At 52.0% G+C, this 20,800-nt stretch carries 22 protein-coding genes; 19 read left to right on the forward strand and 3 right to left on the reverse strand.

Annotated features, from left to right (window positions below; translation table 11 throughout):
* The first annotated feature begins 281 nt into the window (after positions 1–281).
* From ACE99V_RS09275 to ACE99V_RS09285, 3 genes are all read left to right on the forward strand, one after another.
* On the forward strand, positions 282–734 hold the full coding sequence (locus tag ACE99V_RS09275) for a hypothetical protein (protein ID WP_400490797.1): 453 nt from the start codon (positions 282–284) through the stop codon (positions 732–734).
* A gap of 154 nt (positions 735–888) precedes the next feature.
* A complete protein-coding gene (locus tag ACE99V_RS09280; protein WP_400490798.1) occupies positions 889–1,110 on the forward strand; it encodes a hypothetical protein in 222 nt (73 codons plus the stop codon).
* A gap of 44 nt (positions 1,111–1,154) precedes the next feature.
* Positions 1,155–2,615: an MDR family MFS transporter gene (locus ACE99V_RS09285; protein ID WP_400490799.1), complete on the forward strand. Its 1,461-nt coding sequence runs from the start codon at positions 1,155–1,157 to the stop codon at positions 2,613–2,615.
* Between the two features lie 152 nt (positions 2,616–2,767).
* Here the strand turns inward: ACE99V_RS09285 and ACE99V_RS09290 are convergent, their stop codons facing one another.
* Together ACE99V_RS09290 and ACE99V_RS09295 are read right to left on the reverse strand one after the other, a co-directional pair.
* On the reverse strand, positions 2,768–3,076 hold the full coding sequence (locus ACE99V_RS09290) for a magnetosome magnetite crystal formation protein family (RefSeq protein ID WP_400490800.1): 309 nt from the start codon (positions 3,074–3,076) through the stop codon (positions 2,768–2,770).
* 179 nt (positions 3,077–3,255) lie between these two features.
* Complete coding sequence (locus ACE99V_RS09295; protein WP_400490801.1) at positions 3,256–3,420, reverse strand: Spo0E family sporulation regulatory protein-aspartic acid phosphatase; 165 nt, start codon at positions 3,418–3,420, stop codon at positions 3,256–3,258.
* 139 nt (positions 3,421–3,559) lie between these two features.
* On the opposite strand from ACE99V_RS09295, the gene ACE99V_RS09300 reads away from it, so the two are divergent.
* Positions 3,560–4,504, forward strand: a complete 945-nt coding sequence (locus tag ACE99V_RS09300) for a DMT family transporter (RefSeq protein ID WP_400490802.1) — start codon at positions 3,560–3,562, stop codon at positions 4,502–4,504.
* Here the strand turns inward: ACE99V_RS09300 and ACE99V_RS09305 are convergent.
* Entirely contained in the window at positions 4,490–5,350 is an 861-nt protein-coding gene (locus ACE99V_RS09305) for an oxidoreductase (RefSeq protein ID WP_400490859.1), read from the reverse strand. The two genes, ACE99V_RS09300 and ACE99V_RS09305, sit on opposite strands and share 15 nt — an antisense overlap.
* A gap of 330 nt (positions 5,351–5,680) precedes the next feature.
* Here ACE99V_RS09305 and coxB point away from each other — a divergent pair, with 330 nt between their 5' ends.
* From coxB to ACE99V_RS09380, 15 genes are all read left to right on the forward strand, one after another.
* Positions 5,681–6,691, forward strand: coding sequence for a cytochrome c oxidase subunit II (gene coxB / locus ACE99V_RS09310; RefSeq protein ID WP_400490803.1), 1,011 nt, complete (start codon positions 5,681–5,683; stop codon positions 6,689–6,691).
* A gap of 44 nt (positions 6,692–6,735) precedes the next feature.
* A complete protein-coding gene (gene ctaD, locus ACE99V_RS09315; protein ID WP_400490804.1) occupies positions 6,736–8,580 on the forward strand; it encodes a cytochrome c oxidase subunit I in 1,845 nt (614 codons plus the stop codon).
* A complete protein-coding gene (locus tag ACE99V_RS09320; protein ID WP_400490805.1) occupies positions 8,580–9,209 on the forward strand; it encodes a cytochrome (ubi)quinol oxidase subunit III in 630 nt (209 codons plus the stop codon). The genes ctaD and ACE99V_RS09320 overlap by 1 nt, the downstream gene beginning before the upstream one ends.
* Positions 9,209–9,526: a cytochrome C oxidase subunit IV family protein gene (locus tag ACE99V_RS09325; protein ID WP_400490806.1), complete on the forward strand. Its 318-nt coding sequence runs from the start codon at positions 9,209–9,211 to the stop codon at positions 9,524–9,526. The genes ACE99V_RS09320 and ACE99V_RS09325 overlap by 1 nt, the downstream gene beginning before the upstream one ends.
* Positions 9,527–9,738: 212 nt before the next feature.
* Entirely contained in the window at positions 9,739–10,701 is a 963-nt protein-coding gene (locus ACE99V_RS09330) for an ABC transporter permease (RefSeq protein ID WP_400490807.1), read from the forward strand.
* The gene (locus ACE99V_RS09335; RefSeq protein ID WP_400490808.1) at positions 10,688–11,482 is read left to right on the forward strand and encodes an ABC transporter ATP-binding protein; all 795 of its coding nucleotides are present in this window, start codon (positions 10,688–10,690) and stop codon (positions 11,480–11,482) included. Before ACE99V_RS09330 ends, ACE99V_RS09335 begins: the two co-directional genes overlap by 14 nt.
* Positions 11,483–11,512: 30 nt before the next feature.
* Positions 11,513–12,871 (forward strand): FAD-binding oxidoreductase, encoded by a 1,359-nt coding sequence (locus ACE99V_RS09340; RefSeq protein WP_400490809.1) that lies wholly within the window; start codon positions 11,513–11,515, stop codon positions 12,869–12,871.
* A gap of 35 nt (positions 12,872–12,906) precedes the next feature.
* Positions 12,907–13,971 carry an ABC transporter substrate-binding protein gene (locus ACE99V_RS09345; protein WP_400490810.1) on the forward strand — a complete coding sequence of 355 codons (1,065 nt, stop codon included), beginning with the start codon at positions 12,907–12,909 and terminating at the stop codon, positions 13,969–13,971.
* A 66-nt stretch (positions 13,972–14,037) separates the two neighbouring features.
* Positions 14,038–14,766 (forward strand): (Fe-S)-binding protein, encoded by a 729-nt coding sequence (locus ACE99V_RS09350; RefSeq protein WP_400490811.1) that lies wholly within the window; start codon positions 14,038–14,040, stop codon positions 14,764–14,766.
* On the forward strand, positions 14,763–16,178 hold the full coding sequence (locus ACE99V_RS09355; protein WP_400490812.1) for a LutB/LldF family L-lactate oxidation iron-sulfur protein: 1,416 nt from the start codon (positions 14,763–14,765) through the stop codon (positions 16,176–16,178). The genes ACE99V_RS09350 and ACE99V_RS09355 overlap by 4 nt, the downstream gene beginning before the upstream one ends.
* Positions 16,175–16,915 carry a LutC/YkgG family protein gene (locus ACE99V_RS09360; protein ID WP_400490813.1) on the forward strand — a complete coding sequence of 247 codons (741 nt, stop codon included), beginning with the start codon at positions 16,175–16,177 and terminating at the stop codon, positions 16,913–16,915. Before ACE99V_RS09355 ends, ACE99V_RS09360 begins: the two co-directional genes overlap by 4 nt.
* Before the next feature lie 124 nt (positions 16,916–17,039).
* Positions 17,040–17,942: a cytochrome c oxidase assembly protein gene (locus ACE99V_RS09365; RefSeq protein ID WP_400490814.1), complete on the forward strand. Its 903-nt coding sequence runs from the start codon at positions 17,040–17,042 to the stop codon at positions 17,940–17,942.
* Between the two features lie 43 nt (positions 17,943–17,985).
* Positions 17,986–18,444 (forward strand): DUF420 domain-containing protein, encoded by a 459-nt coding sequence (locus ACE99V_RS09370; RefSeq protein ID WP_400490815.1) that lies wholly within the window; start codon positions 17,986–17,988, stop codon positions 18,442–18,444.
* Positions 18,445–18,726: 282 nt separating this feature from the next.
* Positions 18,727–19,662, forward strand: a complete 936-nt coding sequence (cyoE, locus tag ACE99V_RS09375) for a heme o synthase (RefSeq protein ID WP_400490816.1) — start codon at positions 18,727–18,729, stop codon at positions 19,660–19,662.
* A gap of 104 nt (positions 19,663–19,766) precedes the next feature.
* The gene (locus ACE99V_RS09380; RefSeq protein ID WP_400490817.1) at positions 19,767–20,681 is read left to right on the forward strand and encodes a COX15/CtaA family protein; all 915 of its coding nucleotides are present in this window, start codon (positions 19,767–19,769) and stop codon (positions 20,679–20,681) included.
* The last annotated feature ends 119 nt before the right edge of the window (positions 20,682–20,800 follow it).

A 20,800-nucleotide genomic window follows, 5' to 3' on the forward strand; every position in this document is an offset into this window, starting at 1 on the left:
TTCGGAATCTGGGCTCATAACCTCAGAAGAGCAGCCCAAATGGCCAAATAAGCAACGATTAACGGATACAGTTACACGGTAGCCCCCTGAGATTCACCACAATGAGATGCTTCTGCCAAAAAACGATTTTTTCAGGAGTAACTAGCTAATGCCGGGTGGATTTTCTTGGGCAAACGCACATTATGTCGCAGATGCTCTTGGTAGGGATAACGGTACAAGCAATGGAAACGGCTCGCTCATATTATGGTAGGGAAGGCGGCAAAGAAGGTGGGAGGCAGCAGATGACGCCGAACCAACATGATTATATTCACGAAACATTACAGCGCATCCATCATCGATTGGATTTGTTTGAAGAGCGGATTAACAAGCTGGAACAGCAGGGGTCGGTGGCGGCCAAGTGGCTGGAGAAAATTGAACTGCGTCTGGAAAACGAGGAGAGGTCGCAGCCGCTGATTTTGCAGGCGATCGCAAAGCTGCAAGTGGAGCTGGAACACAGCCGCTTGGCGACGGAACAACTGCAGCGCAATCTGGAAACGGAAGTCCAAAGCAGCCAGGACAACAAAGAGATTATTCTTCAGCTGCTGGAGAACGATAAGAGCGCGAAAGAACATTTGACACAGCTGATCGAAGGGGAAAAGGGGCGAAAGCAGGAGCGCTTTTTGCAAATATGGGCAATCCTGGGCCCTGTCATCGCTTCTGTTCTGACGACAGTGTTTTTCAAGTTCTTGTTGTAACCACACGCTCTTCCTAGGAGCGTTTTTATTTGCGCGAATACTAGAAGATGGTATGGGAAAAAATGGTGGAAACCATAGCGATTGACATTGCCGCTCGGTCCCCATATTGCGGCGAATGCGACGTTTCCGCTGTTGAAAACGGTTGGGAAGATCGATGTCGGCGGCTTTATTCAACGAATGGACAGCATTGCCGTGGCGACGCTTAATCATCGGCGGTTTTTTCAAAATCGCGCTGTTTTTTTATGCCGCGGTGAAGGGCGTTGCCGATTTATTACAGGTGAAGAAGAATGCAGGGATACCGCTAGTGCTGCTGATCGTCGCGTGGGTTCGTGCGAGAGACATTGACTTTTTCCAGCGAGAGAAATACCGTAAATAAAAGAGAGTGGAATTTTTTCTTGGGGAGTCTGGAGGACAAATCACATGCAGCAAAACGCTAATAAACGAAACGTGACGATTGCCGTCATGATTGCCACCTTCCTGGCGGCCATCGAAGGAACGATCGTGAGTACGGCGATGCCCACCATCGTCAGTGAGTTGGGGGGACTTCACCTGATCAGCTGGGTGGTTTCCGTCTACCTGCTGACGTCCGCGGTCTCCACCCCGATCTATGGCAAACTGGCCGACTTGTTCGGGAGAAAAGTCGTGTTCAATGTTGGAACCACCCTGTTTTTGATTGGGTCGATGCTCTCCGGACTGGCGCAGACGATGGAACAGTTGATCTGGTTCCGTGCCTTTCAGGGACTGGGTGCAGGGTCGATCATTACCATTACCTATACCATCATTGGCGATATCTACCCGTTTGAAGAGCGGGGAAAAGTGCAAGGCTGGATGAGCGGCATCTGGGGAATATCAGGCATTCTCGGTCCATTGACAGGCGGGTTTCTCGTCGACTACGTGTCGTGGCACTGGATTTTCTACATGAACCTTCCGTTCGGGATCGTGTCGATTGTCCTCATCTGGAAGTTTTTGCACGAACATTTGGAGAAAAAGCGGAAGTACATCGATTACCCGGGTGTATTCACCTTTACTGTCAGCATGTCAGCGCTGCTGTACGCGATTTTGAGCGGAGGGACGACACACCCGTGGAATTCTCCCTTGATTTTGGGGATGCTGGCGGCGGCGCTGACAGGATTGGCATCATTTTTGTACATTGAGGCCAAGTCGCCGGAGCCAATGCTGCCGCTGAAACTGTTCGTCATTCGCCCCATCTTCGTCGCCAATCTGGCCGGGTTCTTGCTGGCAGCCGTGTTGGTAGCCATTTCTTTTTACATTCCTCTGTGGATTCAGGGAGTGTACGGACAAGGGGCAACGGGCTCCGGGGTGACGATGATCCCGATGGCCATCGGCTGGCCGCTGGGGGCCGCGGTGAGTGGACGTCTGCTCGCCCGAATCGGGATCCGAACGACTTCCCTGATTGGTCTGACCATGCTGGTGATCAGCGGGTTCTGGCTGGCTGTCATCACAGTCAATACGCCGCATTGGTCGCTGTTTGTCATGATGTTTCTGGTTGGTCTGGGGTTTGGCTTCACCTTTACGTCCTTTACCGGAGCCGTGCTTTCTGCGGTCGATTGGAACCTGCGCGGGACGGCCATGGCGACCAACACCTTTATTCGCACCCTCGGACAAACACTGGGGATCGCCGCCTTCGGTACCCTGTTCAACCGTTCGCTGACGGTTGCGAATGAACTGCAGGGTGAAGATGTGAACCAGGTATTAAATCCGGAGGAGGCACAGCTGCTGGCGCCGGAGGTGTTGCATGCGCTGCGGGAGGCGCTGGCCTCAGGTCTTCATCAGGTGTTCTTGGTGCTGGCGGTGCTGGTGGTCGTCAGTCTCGCCGCAACTCTATGGTATCCGCGGCGAACAGAGCGGGAGGCTGCGTAAGCCTCCCGCTTTTTGAATTTATAACATTGGGACATCCCATACAGCCGCTAGGAAAGTGTTCGGGGCCCCGCCCGGCGAAGAAAGGGACCCCACTCGGCACAGCGATAGCTAACGCCGAGTGGGTCGAGGATAGCTCATGCCGGGTGGTTTTCTTATGAAAGTGAGCGCATCAGCGGATAGTGGAAGGATTTGTCTGAAATGGCATACACAATTCCCTTGATCGGGTAGTAAAGAGCCATAATGCCAAACAGAATGAGAAACGGGATTCCGACGAGAAGAAAGGATAGCACCCAGGAGATTCCCAGGCAAATGCTGATCCCGATGTGAAACAGCAGTGCCTGAACCGCCGTCTGCCTGACATCTTGTTCCTTGATGAGCAGCATGACGGCGATGGGAACCAGAAACGGGGCGAAAAACGTACTGGCATGGGTAATGATTTTGATTAACTTGTTGGTTTCCATAAGAGAAAGTCCCTCACTTTATGTCTAGTGTGATTTCCTGGTTCCAGTATATACCCGTTGACGATCTTGCTAAAACAGCCGAGGGATTGACCGGGAATCCAACTGCAGACGGAGAGAGTCTTTGACAACGAAAAAAGGGGAGGATATTCTACAGATAGAAAGGAATTGCGCGGGGGAGGCTACTTTTGACGACTCAACCGTTCGTACTGATTGAGCACCTCATCCAGCCTGTGGCTTGCCTGAAGGACGACAGGATCGGTAAAGCTTCTATCTTTGACAAGTTCGTGCAGATGTTTTCTCAGTTGCTCGATACTGCGCAAGAGCTCTGCCAACTCGACTTTCAAGATAGACAGCTCCTTTCTTTCGTAGGTACATTTAAAATATGGGGTATTCTAGCAGTTTATACAAAAGTCTGCCATTTGTACATCCCTCATTTTTGACATCCAGCCTTCTGTACGACACTTTTGAAACAAGGAGACCGTTATGCGCGCTATCGTGTTGGGGATTTTCGCCTCGTTCTTTTTTGCCTTTACCTTTGTCTTGAATCGGGCTATGGATCTGGGGGGAGGAAGCTGGATCTGGAGTTCCTCGCTTCGTTACCTGTTCATGGTTCCGTTCCTTCTGGCCATCGTTGCTTACCGGGGCAATCTCGTTCCGCTGCTGCATGAAATGCGTGCCAGACCCTGGACGTGGATCGGTTGGAGCACGGTCGGATTTGGGCTGTTTTACTCTTCCCTCAGCTTCGCTGCTGCGTATGGGCCGGGCTGGCTGATTGCGGGCACATGGCAGATTACCATTATCGCCGGATCGCTACTCGTCCCTTTTTTCGGCCAGAAAATTCCGTACAAAGGACTCTCCATGTCGCTTCTCATCCTTGCTGGGGTCGCGATTATGCAGCTGCAGCAAGCGGAGGTGCTGACGGTTCGTGAACTGCTGCTCGGCATCGGCCCCGTAGTTGTCGCGGCGTTTGCCTATCCGTTGGGGAACCGCCAAATGATGGCCGTAACACAGGGGCGCATGGATGTATACCAGCGGGTTCTCGGCATGACACTGGCAAGTTTGCCATTCTGGCTGCTGCTTTCGGTGTACGGCCTGGCCACGGTTGGGATGCCCAGCGGCAATCAGGCGCTGCAGGCACTCGTCGTAGCCATCACTTCGGGTCTTGTGGCCACCGTGCTGTTTTTCTCCGCCACAGACCTTACGAAAGGGAACGCATCGCAGTTGGCGGCCGTCGAAGCGACCCAGGCAGGTGCAGTGGTGTTCACGGTTCTGTTGGAGATGCTGCTGTTGTCGGCTCCTTTGCCTGCCCTCTGGTCGTCCCTTGGCATGCTGCTGGTGATTGTGGGGATGATCTTGCACAGCTACGTCTCGCATGCGGGAAACAGGGACGCACAGCGAAAGGCGGGAGAACATTCAGTCGCTCTGTGAAAAAGCGGAGCCCAGCCGTTTGCGAATGATTCGTTCCACCCATCCCCAGGGAAGCAGTTCCTTGGCCAGCACACTGAGCCGCACACCGCTGCCCACCGGGTAGCGCAGCCGCGGACGTTGCGAGATTGCTGCCTTTACGATGGCGGCAATCACTTCGTCCGGCTCCGGTGCCTTGTTCATAATCTGTTCGGTCATGGCCGCTATCCGTATCATCTGTTCACGGTAAGGTGAAGCGGGGCGTTCTTCTAAGTGAGCAAGCCCCTTTTTCCAGATGTCCGTCCGGTATGAACCGGGTTCAATCAGCACGACGTGGATGCCGTGGGGCAGCATCTCGAGGCGAAGCGATTCACTGAATCCTTCCACCGCATGCTTGGAAGCAGAGTAGGGAGCGAGCCCGGGAAAACCCATCCGGCCGCTGATACTGCTGATGTTGATGATCGTGCCGCTGCGACGGCTGCGCATATGGGGCAGAACTGCCCGCGTGACTTCAACCAAACCGAAAAAGTTGGTCTCAAACTGCTGCCGCCACTCGTCCAGAGGCAGTTCTTCAACAAAGCCGCCTGCTGCGTATCCGGCGTTGTTGACCAACAGATCGATCCGTCCGTACCGCTCAACCGTTTGATTGACCGCTTCCGTAATCGTCTGCGGGTCAGTGACGTCAAGCAAGACAACCTCAATGCGGTCCGCCACGCCTTCCTGTTCGGCCATGGTGAACAGGGGGGCCTGTTTTTGCCGGTCACGCATGGTGGCGATGACGAAAAAACCGCGCTTCGCCAGCGCGACGGACGCGTGCAAACCGAAGCCGCTCGATGTTCCGGTGATGAAAGCAAGCCGCTTGTCCGTAATGAGTCCACCTTTCTATTCCCGATCGATAGATACCAAATAATGTTCATAAAATTGTTAACAGAATTATAACAAATTACGATGTGACTTGCGGTTTATTTTATGTATACTTAAGTAGTTATTATCTGAGGGTAGGAGTATCATCTTTAACCCTTACTCTTTTATTTTGCCAAAATAGAGTGGTTGCGATTACTTTTCCCATTTGGGTATGATATAGGATGGAAAGTAAACAGAAGGGGCCAATTTTGGTGAAATGAAGGAGTATAAATAGACTTCTGACTGCGAGTTGCAGGCGGAACGTTTACAACAAGAAAGAAAGAGGGGTTCTTTTGTATGAAGAGTTGGCAAATCTGGCGTCAGCTGGTTTTGTTTGCCTTGCTGACGCTCGTACTGACCGGATGTGGCATTCAAGAGCTATCCGCTTTGCAGCCACAAGGTCCGGTTGCAGAGATGCAGTTCGATCTGATGAAGCTGTCCTTCTCGATCATGATCAGCGTCTTTGTAGTGGTTATCTTGATCTTTACGTATGTCCTCATCCGTTATCGTAAACGTCCAGGACAAGACGGCATTCCGAAACAAGTGGAAGGAAGCCACAAACTTGAAATCTTGTGGACGGTTATTCCGTTCCTTCTCTTGATCGTGTTGGCTGTTCCAACCGTTACGACAGGATTTACTCTTCACAAAGAGTACGACAACAAAGAGGCCCTGCAAGTAAAAGTAATCGCACACCAATTCTGGTGGGAGTTTGAATACCCGGATCTCGGCGTGGCAACTGCGCAAGACCTGGTCATCCCAGCAGGTAAAAAGATTCAATTTGACGTAACATCGGCTGATGTTATGCACTCTTTCTGGATCCCGGCCCTGGGCGGTAAGATTGACACCAACCCTGGTCTGGACAACAAAATGTGGCTTCAAGCCGACAAACCAGGCATCTACTACGGTAAGTGCGCGGAGCTGTGCGGCGCTTCCCACGCTTTGATGGACTTCAAAGTGGAAGCAGTCACTCCGGAAGAGTTTGACGCTTGGGCCAAGAAAATGAAGGAAGTACAGGCTCAACCTGCTGCTGCATCTGCTGCGGCAAAAGGTCAAGAGATCTTCAAGAAAAGCTGTTTAGGTTGCCACGCAGTTGCCGGTGAAGGCGGTAAGTTGGGTCCAAACCTGACCAACTTCGCTGACCGTCAAAAAGTGGCAGGTATCCGTCCGAATAATGCCGAGGAATTGGCAGCATGGCTGAAAGACCCGCAAAAGATTAAACCGGGCAACAACATGCCAAACCTGAACCTCACTGATGATCAAGTCAACGCGCTGGTGGAGTACATATCCACTCTCAGCGTGAAAAAGTAAAAGTCTTTGCAACCATGTGATGCTATTAAAAGGGAGGTAAAACCGTGTCTGCTCATGCATCTCACGCACACAAGCGATCAGGGCTGTGGGATTGGCTCACAACAGTGGACCATAAGAAAATTGGGATTCTCTATCTGATTGCCGGCGCTCTTTTCTTCCTCGCTGGCGGTCTCGAGGCCCTATTGATTCGCTTGCAGTTAATGTATCCGGAAAGTTCCTTTGTCGGTGCTCAGACGTTTAACGAATTGATCACCATGCACGGTACCACGATGATCTTCCTTGCAGTCATGCCGATCATCTTTGCCTTGATGAACGCGGTTGTTCCGCTTCAAATCGGTGCACGCGACGTTGCGTTCCCGTTTGTAAACGCACTCGGCTTCTGGCTCTTTTTCTTCGGAGGCGTGCTCCTGAACACCAGTTGGTTCATGGGCGGTGCTCCTGATGCCGGTTGGACATCCTATGTTACGCTGGCATCCAACAAGTACTCCGGTATCGGTGTAGACTTCTACGTACTGGGTCTGCAGATTGCCGGTATCGGTACGCTGATCGGTGGTATCAACTTCCTGGTAACCATCATCAACATGCGAGCGCCAGGCATGACCTTCATGCGCATGCCGATGTTCACCTGGACGTCTTTCGTTACGTCCGCTCTGATTCTGTTCGCATTCCCAGCGATTACAGTTGGTCTGGTTCTTTTGATGTTTGACCGCTTGTTCGGCGGGAACTTCTTCAACCCGGATGCCGGCGGTAACGTGATTATCTGGCAGCACATCTTCTGGATCTTCGGTCACCCGGAAGTGTACATTTTGATTCTTCCAGCGTTCGGTATTATCTCTGAGATTGTTTCCACTTTCTCCAAGAAGCGTCTGTTCGGTTACAGTTCCATGGTGTTTGCAACCGTACTGATCGCGTTCCTGGGCTTCATGGTGTGGGCTCACCACATGTTTACAGCGGGTATGGGTCCAATCGCCAACACACTGTTTGGTATCGCGACCATGTTGATTGCGGTGCCTACCGGTATCAAGATCTTCAACTGGCTGTTCACGATGTGGGGCGGTCAAATTCGCTTCACTACCGCCAACCTGTGGGCAGTAGGTTTCATTCCGACTTTCGTTATCGGCGGTATGACCGGGGTTATGCTCGCGGTTCCGCCAGCAGACTATCAGTATCATGACAGCTACTTCGTCGTAGCGCACTTCCACTACGTAATCGTAGGGGGTCTGGTATTCGGTCTGTTTGCCGGCCTCTTCTACTGGTGGCCAAAAATGTTCGGTAAAATGCTGAATGAAACGCTCGGTAAGTGGGGCTTCTGGACCTTCTTCATCGGGTTCCACCTGACCTTCTTCCCGCAGCACTTCCTGGGTCTGATGGGTATGCCTCGCCGCGTATTCACCTACCTGAAGGATCAAAACCTGGATTTGGGTAACTTTATCAGTACCATTGGTGTATTCGGAATGACGATCAGTACCATTCTGTTCCTGGTGAACGTAGTGGTGACTGCGAAGAGCGGCAAGCGCGCTCCTGCCGATCCGTGGGATGCACGCACACTGGAGTGGTCCATTCCTTCTCCGCCGCCAGAGTACAACTTTGCACAAACTCCGCTGGTACGTGGACTGGATGCCTTGTGGGTTGAAAAAATGGCAGGCAACAAGGGGATGACTCCTGCCGAGCCGCTGGGTTCCATTCACATGCCGTCGCCGTCGATCCTCCCGTTTGTAATGTCTGTCGGCTTGTTCATTGCCGGTTATGGCTTCATGTATCACGTCTATCTGGTGTCCGTGATCGGTCTGGGGATTACGCTTTTCTGCATGCTGCTGCGTTCGCTCAAGGATGATCACGGCTATCACATTGAACCAGAGGAAATTGAGGAGAAGGGGGTTAAGGCTTAATGGCTACTCATCACGCACATGCGGTTCTGCCTGACGAACCGGAAAAAGCCACCCTTGAAGGAAAGAATAAAATTCTCGGTTTTTGGCTCTTCCTGGGCGGGGAAACCGTTCTCTTCGGAACCTTGTTCGCCACCTTCCTGGCCCTGCGCGATCAGACAAACGGTGGCCCGACCTCTCAGCAGTTGTTTGACATGCAGCTTGTGGCCTGGGCAACCGTATTGCTGTTGACCAGTTCCTTGACCAGTGTTCTGGGTATCCTCGCGATGCACAAACACAATCTGGCTAAAATGCAGCTGTGGTTCGGCATTACCGTCCTGCTGGGCATTGGCTTTTTGGGCTTGGAGATTTACGAGTTCGTGCACTATGTGCATGAAGGTCATAAAATTTCCTCCAGTGCCTTCGGTTCCGCATTCTATACGCTGGTAGGTTTTCACGGTGGTCACGTGTTGTTCGGGGTTCTCTGGATCTCGATCCTCATGATGCAAGCTGTGAAGAAAGGCCTGACTGTAGTTACAGCTCCGAAGTTTTACGTAGCCAGCCTGTACTGGCACTTTGTTGACGTCGTGTGGGTATTCATCTTTACCGTGGTATACCTGATGGGTATGATCGGTGGAAAGGTGGGGCATTAATGGGAGCACATTCACACAATGAAAATGTACGCAAGCCGAAAGTGAAAAAAGACGGTCCAAAGGTTCATATCGTCGCTTTCGTCGTTTCCCTCGTGCTCACTGCTCTGGCGTTTTTGGCGGTAGCCTATGAGGTCATTCCGATTGGCTTCACGGTTCCCTTTATCATCGGATTGGCCGTGGTTCAGGCAGCCTTCCAACTGTTTGTATGGATGCACCTGGACCAAAAAGGACACGAATTTCCGCGCGTGGGTATCTTCTCCGGGGCTTTCATCGTGTTGGTTACCGTATTCGTATTTATTTACTGGGTATGGGTCTAAGATCGGGAAAAAGAGGGTGTCCCGAAAGTAGATAAGACTACCTTTTCGACACCCAAAAAGAATACTTGTATGAAAAAATAGGGGGCATATCCCAAACGTTTTGGGATAGCCTCTTTTTTTATGTATGGATATAAATTTACATCATTCAGAATTCCCTATATAATTATTGTTATTGAAAAATTATGATTAGATTTATAAAAAGGGGAGAGAGAATGGGTACCGCACTGGTTGGTTCTTTAGAGTCAGGGATTATTTTCGCATTAATGGCCTTGGGAGTCTATTTGACATTTCGAATTCTCGATTTTCCTGATTTAACCGTGGACGGAAGTTTTACGACCGGCGGAGCCCTGGCAGCAACGATGATTGCATCCGGCTACCAACCCCTGCTTGCGACCGTGGCAGCGATGCTGCTCGGCTGTCTGACCGGAAGCCTAACCGGAATTTTACATACAAAGGGGAAAATTAACGCGCTGCTCTCCGGTATCTTATCGATGATCGCCTTGTACTCCATCAATTTGCGAATTATGGGCAAGGCGAATGTCCCTCTTCTGGGGGAAGAGACGCTGTTTACCCAAATCGCCGGTTGGTCTGAAGAGCTTTTTTCTTTTGGAGAACATTTCAGCATCGTAGTCGCCATGGCGATCATTGTGCTGATCGGGAAATGGGCGCTCAACTGGTTTCTTGACACCGAAATCGGGCTGGCGATGCGGGCGACTGGCGACAACGAAAAGATGATTCGAAGTTTCTCCGCCAATACGGATCACACGAAGATCCTTGGATTGAGCCTCTCCAACGGTCTCGTTGCCTTATCCGGAGCGTTAATCGCACAATACCAAGGTTTTGCCGATGTTTCGATGGGGATTGGAATGATCATTATCGGATTGGCCTCCGTTATTATCGGGGAAGCGATTTTTGGCCATTCGACCATTCGCAGAGCCACTTTGGCCGTAATCGGCGGCGCGATTGTCTATCGGATTATCGTGGCGCTTTCCTTGCGAGTCGGTCTCGACCCGTCCGATATGAAATTGGTCACGGCCTTGATTGTCATGGGAGCGCTGATCTCACCGCGACTCATAGAATCCTGGAAAGAAAAACGTGAACGGGCGAAATTCCTTACATCTGCAGGGGAAAGCACAGCGGACGCGGTAAGAGGTGATCATCATGTTAAAGGTTAAACAGGTCAGCAAAATATTTAATCGCGGCAAAGTGGATGAGAAACATGCCCTCGCCGATCTTAACCTGTTTTTGAAACCGGGAGATTTTGTAACCGTCATCGGAAGCAATGGCGCAGGCAAATCGACGTTGATGAATATGATTTCGGGCGTGTTTCTGCCGGACACTGGAATCATTGAAATCGATGGCCGGGTTGTGAACGGGTTCCTGGAACACCAGCGGGCCCCCATGATTGGCCGGGTCTTTCAAGATCCAATGGCCGGTACGGCGCCAACCATGACCATCGAGGAAAATTTGGCGTTGGCCTTCTCACGGGACAAAAAACGCGGGCTGCGCAAGGGGGTAAATCGGCAGAGGAGAGAATTTTTTCGCGAATCGCTCGCGACCCTGCATCTCGGTCTGGAAAATCGCTTAACGGCAAAGGTGGGGCTTCTCTCCGGCGGTGAAAGGCAGGCACTAAGCTTGCTCATGGCCACGTTTACCCAGCCGAAGGTTTTGCTTTTGGACGAGCATACCGCAGCACTGGATCCGGCGCGCGCCCAGTTGATCACGCAGTTGACGAAAGAAATCGTGGAACGTTCAAAATTGACTACGCTGATGGTAACCCATAACATGCAGCAAGCTTTGGAATTGGGAAACCGGTTGATCATGATGGACAAAGGCCGAATTATTCTCGATATTGCCGAAGAGGAGAAGAAACAGCTGACGATCGAGCGGCTGCTGCAGGAGTTCGAACGTTTGCGCGGTGAAAAACTGGCCAGCGACCGGATCATGCTGGCGTAACGAAAGAAAAGGGGGGAGGAGGATCGAACCATGAATGTGGCAGAAGCACTGAAAAAGCTGATAGCGGAGGATCGGGTAAGCACGAACATCACTGTTCTTGAGCACCACAGCAAGGATGAATCGTACCATACGCCCCATCTCCCCGACGTAGTCGTATTTCCTGTCAGCACACAGGAAGTAAGCGCAGTCTTGCGATTTGCCAACGAGCACCGCATTCCAGTGGTGCCGTTTGGGGTCGGCTCCAGCCTGGAAGGTCACGCGATCCCGATCCATGGCGGTATCTCGATTGACTTCCAGTTCATGAATCGCATTGTGGAGGTTCGGCCCAATGATTTTTTGGTAAGAGTTCAACCGGGAGTAACCAGAACCCAATTGAACAATGAATTGAAGAAATACGGACTGTTTTTTTCTGTTGATCCGGGGGCGGATGCCACACTGGGTGGAATGGCGTCTACCAATGCCAGCGGCACCACATCCGTTCGGTATGGAGTGATGCGTGACCAGATTAGGGATTTGGAAGTCGTATTGGCGGACGGGAGAGTGATTCACACGGGAGGCATGGCCGCCAAATCCTCTTCCGGCTATCATCTCACCGGCCTGTTTGCAGGTTCGGAGGGAACGTTGGGAGTGTTTACCGAGCTGACGCTTCGCGTGTATGGCATTCCGGAAGCAACTGCTGTGGTAAAAGCCAGCTTTCCCGGCATTGAGGATGCGGTGAACGCCGCCGTCTCCATTTTGTCGGCAGGGATCCCGGTAGCGAGAATGGAACTTGTCGATGATCGTGCGATGAAACAAGTGAATCAATACGCTTCCACTGCTTTTCCCGAAAAGCCGACGCTTTTTTTGGAATTTCACGGAAACGAAGACGGACTCCTTCACGATATGCAATTTGCCAGAGAACTTGCCATGACCGCAGGATGTGCTGCGTTTGAGTCTGAAACCGATTCAAAAAAGCGCGCAGAGTTATGGAAAGCCCGTCACAACCTGGCGTATGCCTTTTTGCACGGGTATCCGGGCAGGAAAATGATGTCCACGGATGTTTGTCTCCCGATCTCCGAGCTTGCCGGCGCGATCCGAGAAGCACACCGGGCGATCGATGCATCCGGGATGACAGGCGCGATTGTCGGTCATGTAGGCGACGGCAATTTTCATACGCTGGTGATGATCGATCCGAACAACCCGTTGGATTTGCAGCGTGCCGACGAGGTAAACAACCAGATCGTCACCTATGCGCTTAGCCGGGGGGGAACCTGTACCGGCGAACACGGAGTAGGTATCGGGAAACGGAAATATCAACGGGCGGAACACGGGGAAGCGTTCGACGTCATGCTTGCAATCAAAGAGCTGCTGGACCCGAATGGAATTTTGAATCCGGGTAAAATTTTTTAAAAATAGAGAAGAGGAAAAGAAAAGGGGAATGGAAAATGAAACGTGGAAAACATTTGGCAAAAGGGCTGGCGCTCATGCTTTGTTTGTTCTTGGCGGCATGCGGCAATCAACCAGCGGCAGAGCAAGCATCTTCCGGATCAGCACAGCAAACCGGCAGCAATGCAGAGAAAAAGTTAAAGATTGGGATTACGCAAATTATTGAACACTCAGCCCTCGATGCGTCTCGTGAAGGATTTATTGCGGCATTGAAGGATAATGGATTTGAAGACGGAAAAAACATCGAAATCGACTTCCAATCTGCTCAAGGGGACCCAAGTACGGTTACCTCAATCGCTCAGAAGTTTGTCAGTGACAAGAAGGATGCGATTCTGGCCATTTCCACCCCGAGTGCGCAGTCGATTGTAAAGGCGACGGAAGGAACGGATATTCCGGTCTTTTTTACCGCGATTACCGATCCTCTCAAGGCAAAGCTGGTGGACAATCTGGAAAAGCCGGGCAAAAACGTAACAGGCACCTCTGATACCCATCCTGAATCCATCAAGAGTTCGATCCGTTCCATCAAAGAGTTTTTCCCAGAGTCGAAAAAAGTAGGAATCATCTACAATTCCGGTGAAGCCAACTCGGTAGTGAACGTGGAGAATGCAAAAAAAGCCCTTGCCGAAAATGGCCTGGAACCTGTTGAAGTAAACGCCAGCAATGCGACGGAAGTGAAGCAGGCGGCCGAATCGTTGATCGGACGAGTCGATGCGTTGTACATTCCGAAAGACAATACAGCCGTAGCTGCGTTGAAATCGATTGTAAAGGTAGCGCAGGACAATAAATTGCCGATGTTCGTAGGTGAGATGGATTCTGTTCGCAACGGCGGTTTTGCCGGCTTTGGCATCGACTATAAGGAACTGGGCTACGAAACCGGCCTGATGGCGGTAAAAGTATTAAAAGGGGAAGCAAAAGCGGGAGATATGCCTGTTCAATTCCCGAAAGAGCTGCGTTTGGCGGTAAACAAGGAAGCAGCCAAAAATCAAGGAATTGATCTGGAGAAGCTGAAGGCTGTACTGGAAAAATACAACCCGACCTATTTTGATCAGATCGAAAAAAAATAACGAGGGAAAGGGAGGGTGCGTATCACGATACGACTCTCCTTTTTATTGCAGAGAGGGACGAGCGCCATGAAAGCATCGTTGTTTATCACCTGTTTGTCCGATGTGTTTTTTCCGGAGGTAGGCAAGAGCGTCGTAGAGATATTGGAACGATTTGGTGTTGAGGTTGATTTCCCGCCGGGACAAACCTGCTGCGGCCAGCCGGCTTACAACAGCGGCTATCACCGGGAAGCCAGGGAAGCGGCGAAACACATGATCAGGCAGTTTGAAGCGAGTCAATATGTAGTAGGTCCTTCCGGCTCCTGTGTCGCGATGATCCGTCACTATTATCCCGAGATGTTTAAGGATGATCCGGAATGGCACGGCAAGGCACAGGCCTTGGCTGCCAAAACCTATGAATTTTCCGAGTTTTTGACACATGTGCTGGGTGTAGATCACGTGCCGGCCAAATGGGCGGGAACCTGTACGTATCACCATTCCTGTCACATGAGGAGAGGACTGGGAATCAAAGAAGAGCCGACCAAGCTGATTTCCCAGATTGAAGGGCTGGAGCTGCAGGAACTGCCATATGCGCAGGACTGTTGTGGATTTGGCGGAACCTTTGCGGTCAAGATGAGCGAAATATCCCAGGCGATGGTGGATGAGAAGGTAGGGCATATCGAATCGACCGGAGCAAATCTCCTGCTTGGATCCGATATGGGCTGTTTGATGAATATTGCCGGACGTATGCGCCGAATGGGCAAGGAAATTCAAGTGATGCACGTCGCTGAGGTTCTGGCGAAGGGAGGGAAATCATGAGCGCGCCGTCAACTGCGTTTTCTGATCGGGTGGAAAAAGCGCTTCACGATGAACAGATGAAGAGGGCCGTCCCGTTCACGCAAGACCGTCTTCGTTCCGGGCGGATGCAGGCTGCCGACGCGCTCGGGAACATCGAGGAATGGCGTGAGCTGGCTTCTTCCATCCGCATGCATACGATTGAATATCTGGACAGCTATCTGGAGCAGCTGGCAGAAAATGTTCGCAACAATGGCGGGCACGTTTACTTTGCCGCCGAGGCGGCGGATGCCGTCGATTATGTCAAGCAGGTGGCGAAAGCAAAAAACGCAAAGTCCCTGATTAAATCGAAGTCAATGGTCTCGGAAGAAATTCACTTGAACAAACACTTGGAAGAGTCGGGATTCCGTGTCGTCGAATCGGATCTTGGCGAGTACATTATTCAGCTTGCCGGTGAAACCCCCTCCCATCTGATTGCACCTGCGATTCACAAGTCCAGAGCGCAGGTCGCACAACTGTTTTCAGAGGTTGCCAAGCGAGAGCTGTCAGATGATACGACGGAATTGTGCCAGTTCGCCCGCGAACAGCTTCGCAAGGAGTTTTTGGAAGCGGATATCGGTATTTCCGGCTGTAATTTTGCCGTAGCGGATACAGGGTCGGTCGTGTTGATCAGCAATGAGGGCAATGCGCGTTTAACCACGACGCTCCCGAAAGTCCATATCGCGATTATGGGACTGGAGCGCATAGTTCCTACGTGGACGGAGCTGGATATCATCGTTTCCATGCTGACCCGGAGCGCAACCGGACAAAAGCTGAGCGTTTACATGACAGCGATTAACGGTCCGCGTCGTGCCGAGGATCTGGACGGACCGGAGGAGTTTCATTTGATCATACTCGATAACGGACGCTCAGACATTCTTGGCACCGCTTATCAGGAAGTGCTGAAATGCATTCGCTGCGGGGCCTGTCTGAATGTGTGCCCGGTGTATCGCCACATTGGCGGCCATGCGTATGGCGGCGTCTACAGCGGTCCGATTGGCGCTGTGCTTACCCCTTTGCTGGAAGGGTATGAGGAGTGGAGAGAGCTGCCCTATGCCTCCAGCTTGTGTGGGGCATGCACCGAGGTCTGCCCGGTAAAAATCCCACTTCATGACCTGTTGATTGAACACCGGAAGGATGAAGTGGAGCAAGGACATGCTTCTTGGGCGGAAAAGCTGGCGTTTAAAGGATTCGGATTTTTGACCAGCCATCCGGCCGCCTACCAAACAGCCGTAAAAATGGCTCATCAAGGGACGGGGCTGTTCGCCAAAGACGGTTTTATCTCGAGCGGTCCTGGGCCGTTGGAAGGTTGGACGGAGGTTAGAGATTTGCCGCAGCCGGCGAAGCAGTCGTTTCGTGAATGGTGGAAGGAAAGAGAGGAGCGGAAAACACCATGAGGAGTGCGTTGCAGCAGGAGGATTTTCTCAATCAGATTGCAAGCAAGCTGGGACGTCCTCGCCGTTTTGGGATCAAGCCGCCCGCCTGGGAACAAAAGCCGTATGAACGGCTTCATCAGGGGCTTGATCAGGAAGAATTGATTCAGCAGTTTATCGCATCTCTGAAAGAATTGAGAACGGAAGTGGACCGAGTCCCGGCCGATATGTTTCCCGACGTGTTTGGCAGCATGCTGCATCAATTTCAAGTCAAGTCAGCCGTTTATTGGGATGATCCGCGGCTCTTTGACTTGCATGTGCCAAAATTGCTGACGGAACAGCAGGTGGAGCACCGGGCCTGGCAGGTAGCGGGCGATGAAGCGGACCTGCGTTCTTTTGCAGCAAGAGCGGACATCGGGATCACCTTTGCCGATGCAGGGCTGTCGGAGACAGGAACGGTTGTGTTGTTTAACGGCGGTGGCAGAGGGCGATTGGTCAGCCTGCTTCCCCCTGTATATGTAGTGATTCTGCAGGAGAGCAGCATCCTTCCCCGATTGACGGAGGGAGCCGCCTATGTTCAGCAGCGAATGAAAGAGAAAGAGGATGTGCCCGCTTGTATCAATTTTATTACAGGACCGAGCCGAACCGGTGACATCGAAATGGATTTGGCCTTTGGTGTGCACGGTCCGGGCAAGGTGCATGTCATTTTGCTGAAAACCGCGAATGGAGCTGAGAATCCGCCATCACCGCAGCTTGGGTGATGGTGTTTTTTGGTTTGTCACAGTTTGTTAGTTTTTGCATTAGGAGATTGTATGAAACCGCTTGTATAATGGAGATGGTATAGGTAGACGCCCTTTCAAACTGCGAAAGGAGGAAATGAATCTCATGCATCAACATCACAACCATCACAGCCCGGTCGATACGGGGTTCAATTCGTTTTTTGACATGTGGAGCCCGGATGTGCTGCTCTTTACGCTGCTCCTGGCTGTTTTGTACTTTCTTCTTACCGGTCCGTGGCGTTCGCGATTTGCCAATGCAGCTCCCGTGAGCGGCAAACAGAAAGCCGTGTTTGTGCTGGCGTTGGTTTTCTTCTACGCGGCTCAGGGCAGTCCGATCAACTATTATGGACACGAATACCTGTTTAGTGCTCACATGTTTCAGCAGTCTCTGCTGTATTTCATCGTGCCCCCGATGATCCTGATCGGGCTGCCGGAGTGGTTCCTGCACTTCGTATTCCGTCCCGTTTTCATGAAAAAACTGCTGCGGGCCTTTACACAGCCGGTAATCGCTGCGTTGACGTTCAACGCGCTGTTCTCGTTCTATCATATCCCGTTTATCTTTGATGCGGCTGCCGAGAACCACGTTTGGATGTCCGTTTACCACATGGTTTTGATCATCGCCGCCTTTATGATGTGGTGGCCGATCGTCAGCCCGATTTCGGAGGTGGGACAGCTGGCCGGTTTGCGCAAGGTTGCCTACATCTTCGCCAACGGGGTGCTGATTACTCCGGCATGCGCTCTCATTATCTTTGCCAACGACCTGTTGTACAGCACCTACAGCCAAGTGCCGGAAGTGTTGGCCGGACACACGGCTCTTGTCGATCAGCGCCTGGGCGGTATCCTGATGAAGCTGATCCAAGAGTTTGTGTACGGTTCCATTTTGGCTTACGTCTTTTACCACTGGTACCAGAATGAAAGACAAACCGACTTGCCGATGGATCAGCAGCCGGAGCTTCCGCAAGCGGGGGTGCTGGCGCCGGCCATGGCGGACAGTAAAAACAGAGCCTGAAACAGGCGTAGAGAATTTGTGATGGAGATTGAGGTGTGATAGAATGTCAATCATTTTGCCTACAATTAGTACGTCGTTTATTGCCATGAGCGGTATTCTGGTGGCGTTCGGCTGGTATTACATCAGCCAGAGAAAAGTGGAGACCCACATGAGAGTAATGAAGTGGGCCGCTGTTTTTGCCACGGTGTTTTTCCTTACGTATTTGTCGCGGACCCTGTTCGTCGGCAATACGCTGTTTGGCGGTCCGGACAATGTGCGCGTCTTTTATCAGATCTTCCTCCTGTTCCACATCGTTCTTGCAACGGTAGGCGGGGTGATGGGCCTGGTTACGCTGTATTACGGCTACAAGAAGCAATTCGCCAAGCACAAGCGAATCGGTCCGTGGACGTCCATCGTCTGGTTCGGTTCCGCCATCACCGGTGTCACTGTGTACACACTGCTGTACGTCATTTACCCCGGGGGTTCCACTGCGCCGGTGCTCGACGTGATTTTCGGCTGGTAAGTGGTCGGCTGGGTTTTCAGATGTGTTGAAAAATCGTCACGATTCACAGCGTAATACAGCCTGATCATCTGATAAAGTATGAGTAGCTGTGTCTGCCGCAAGCACTTTTTAGCAGCAGTGTATTGGTTGACTTCACTTGCGCCAATTCGCTACAATGATAGCTAGTTCACGAATATTGGCGATTGTTTATATGGAAGATAGAGAGAATCGGCCGCTTACCACTTCAACCCCGAAGTGGTAAGTATGTGTGTAGGGAAAAATGATCGGACAGGAGGGTAATCCGTGGATCAGCAAGTTACGCTGCAGGAATCGCTGGAGACCGATTCCGCCATGCAGGCTCAATCGACACAACCGGCTACGTGGAGCGACTATCTGCACTTGACCAAGCCTGGCATTACCATATCCAATTTGATGACCACGTTTACAGGGTTTTGGCTGGCCTCCTCGGGCTCCCCTGATTGGGCACTGGCGTTGTGGACGATGCTCGGCACCGCCCTGGTGATCGCCTCTGGTGCTGCGTTGAACAACTACTACGACCGCGAGCTGGACCAGAAAATGAAGCGTACAAAGAACCGCGGGATTGCGGCGGGACGCATTCATCCCCGCAATGCCCTGTTGTTCGGGATTACCCTGCTGTTGGCAGGTTTGGTCGTTCTCGCTGTGTTTGCCAACCCGCTTGCTGCCGTATGGGGCTTGATCGGGCATATCTTTTACGTCTTGATCTACACGCCAATGAAGCGGGTCACCTCCCTGAACACGGTGATTGGCGGTATCTCCGGAGCGGCGCCCCCCGTGATCGGCTGGGTGGCTGTCACGAACAACATGGACATGAGCGCATGGCTTCTCTTTTTGATCCTGTTCCTCTGGCAGCCGCCCCACTTCCTGGCGCTGGCCATGCTGAAAGTGGAGGATTACCGGGCTGGCAACCTGCCCATGCTGCCTGTCGTAAAAGGCTTTGCTGAAACAAAACGGCAGATGTTCCTGTGGGGTGCTGTGCTGCTCCCGGCGTCCCTGCTGCTTTTTTTCCATGGGAACGTAGGATACATCTACCTGGCAGTAGCTGCCGTGACGGGACTGATTTATCTGGTGTTGCTTTATCAGGGTTTTCACACCGATGATGACATCGCCTGGGCGAAAAAGATGTTTGGCTATTCGATTCTCTACCTGACCATTTTCTGTGCCGCCGTCGTTGTGAGCACGCTTGTAGAAAACATTTGACACGCAACGCTCACATTTGCCAATGAACATCTCTTGCATCGCAAGGGATGTTTCTGTATTTTGAGTAGGGAGCAAATACTTTCGTAAGCTAGGTGTTTTTACACATGGATAAAATGCTGAAATGGCTCGCCATAACGGCCACTGTCGTGATGTTCCTGGTGATGATTGCCGGATCCCTCGTCACCAAGACCGAGTCGGCCTTGGGATGCGGAAACGACTGGCCGCTGTGCAACGGAAAATGGGTGCCGGAGTACACGCTGGAGTCCATAATTGAATATCTGCACCGGGTGGTTACGGGAATTGCGGGGATTGTCGTCATCGTTTTCTCCGTGTGGGCATGGCGCCGTTACAGAGGAAACCGGGAAGTGCGCGGCCTGGCGATCTTCGGCCTTTTCTTCATTGTGCTGGAATCGCTCTTGGGAGCGTCGGCGGTTATTTGGCCCCAGTCCTCTCCTGTACTGGCGCTTCATTTCGGATTCTCGCTGCTGGCGTTTACGGGGGTGCTGCTGCTGACGATCTTTGTCCTGCAGCGCGAAAGGATGGAGAGCCTCGTGCAGGCGCCGGTCTCTGTCCGCTTTCGCAACTACATCTGGGCGGTGACGGCCTACGCTTACGGGGTCGTTTACCTGGGAGCGTACGTACGGCACACGGGTTCCAGTATGGGATGTACAGACTGGCCGCTGTGTCAGGGCAAGCTCATTCCCGATCTCGCCGGTCAGGCCGGCATTCAGTTTATCCATCGGGTGGGAGCGGCGCTGCTGTTTTTCCTGCTGCTTGCGGCAATGCTGTATGCCGTGCGCCATTTTAAACAGGGACGTCGTGATCTCTACAAAGCCAGCATTCTTGCCTTTGGTTTGGTAACCGTTCAGGTACTGAGCGGCGGGCTGGTGGTTCACTTCAAACTCCATCTCTATGCGACCTTGCTTCACTCCGCTGTGATTACCTGTCTGTTCGGTGTCATGTGCTACATGTGCGTGCAGTCGCTGAAGACACCGCATTCTTTGAAACTGCGAAAATAAAAGCCGCTTCCGGGTTGTTCCGGTTGCGGCTTTTTTGGTGTATAAGAATTTGCTAGAAAAGTGTTCGGGGCCCCGCCCGGCGAAAAAAGGGACCCCACTCGGCTTAGCGATAGCTACCG

The sequence above is a fragment of the Brevibacillus soli genome (genome assembly GCF_044759095.2).
In the GTDB taxonomy this organism is placed as follows: domain Bacteria; phylum Bacillota; class Bacilli; order Brevibacillales; family Brevibacillaceae; genus JBIYSM02.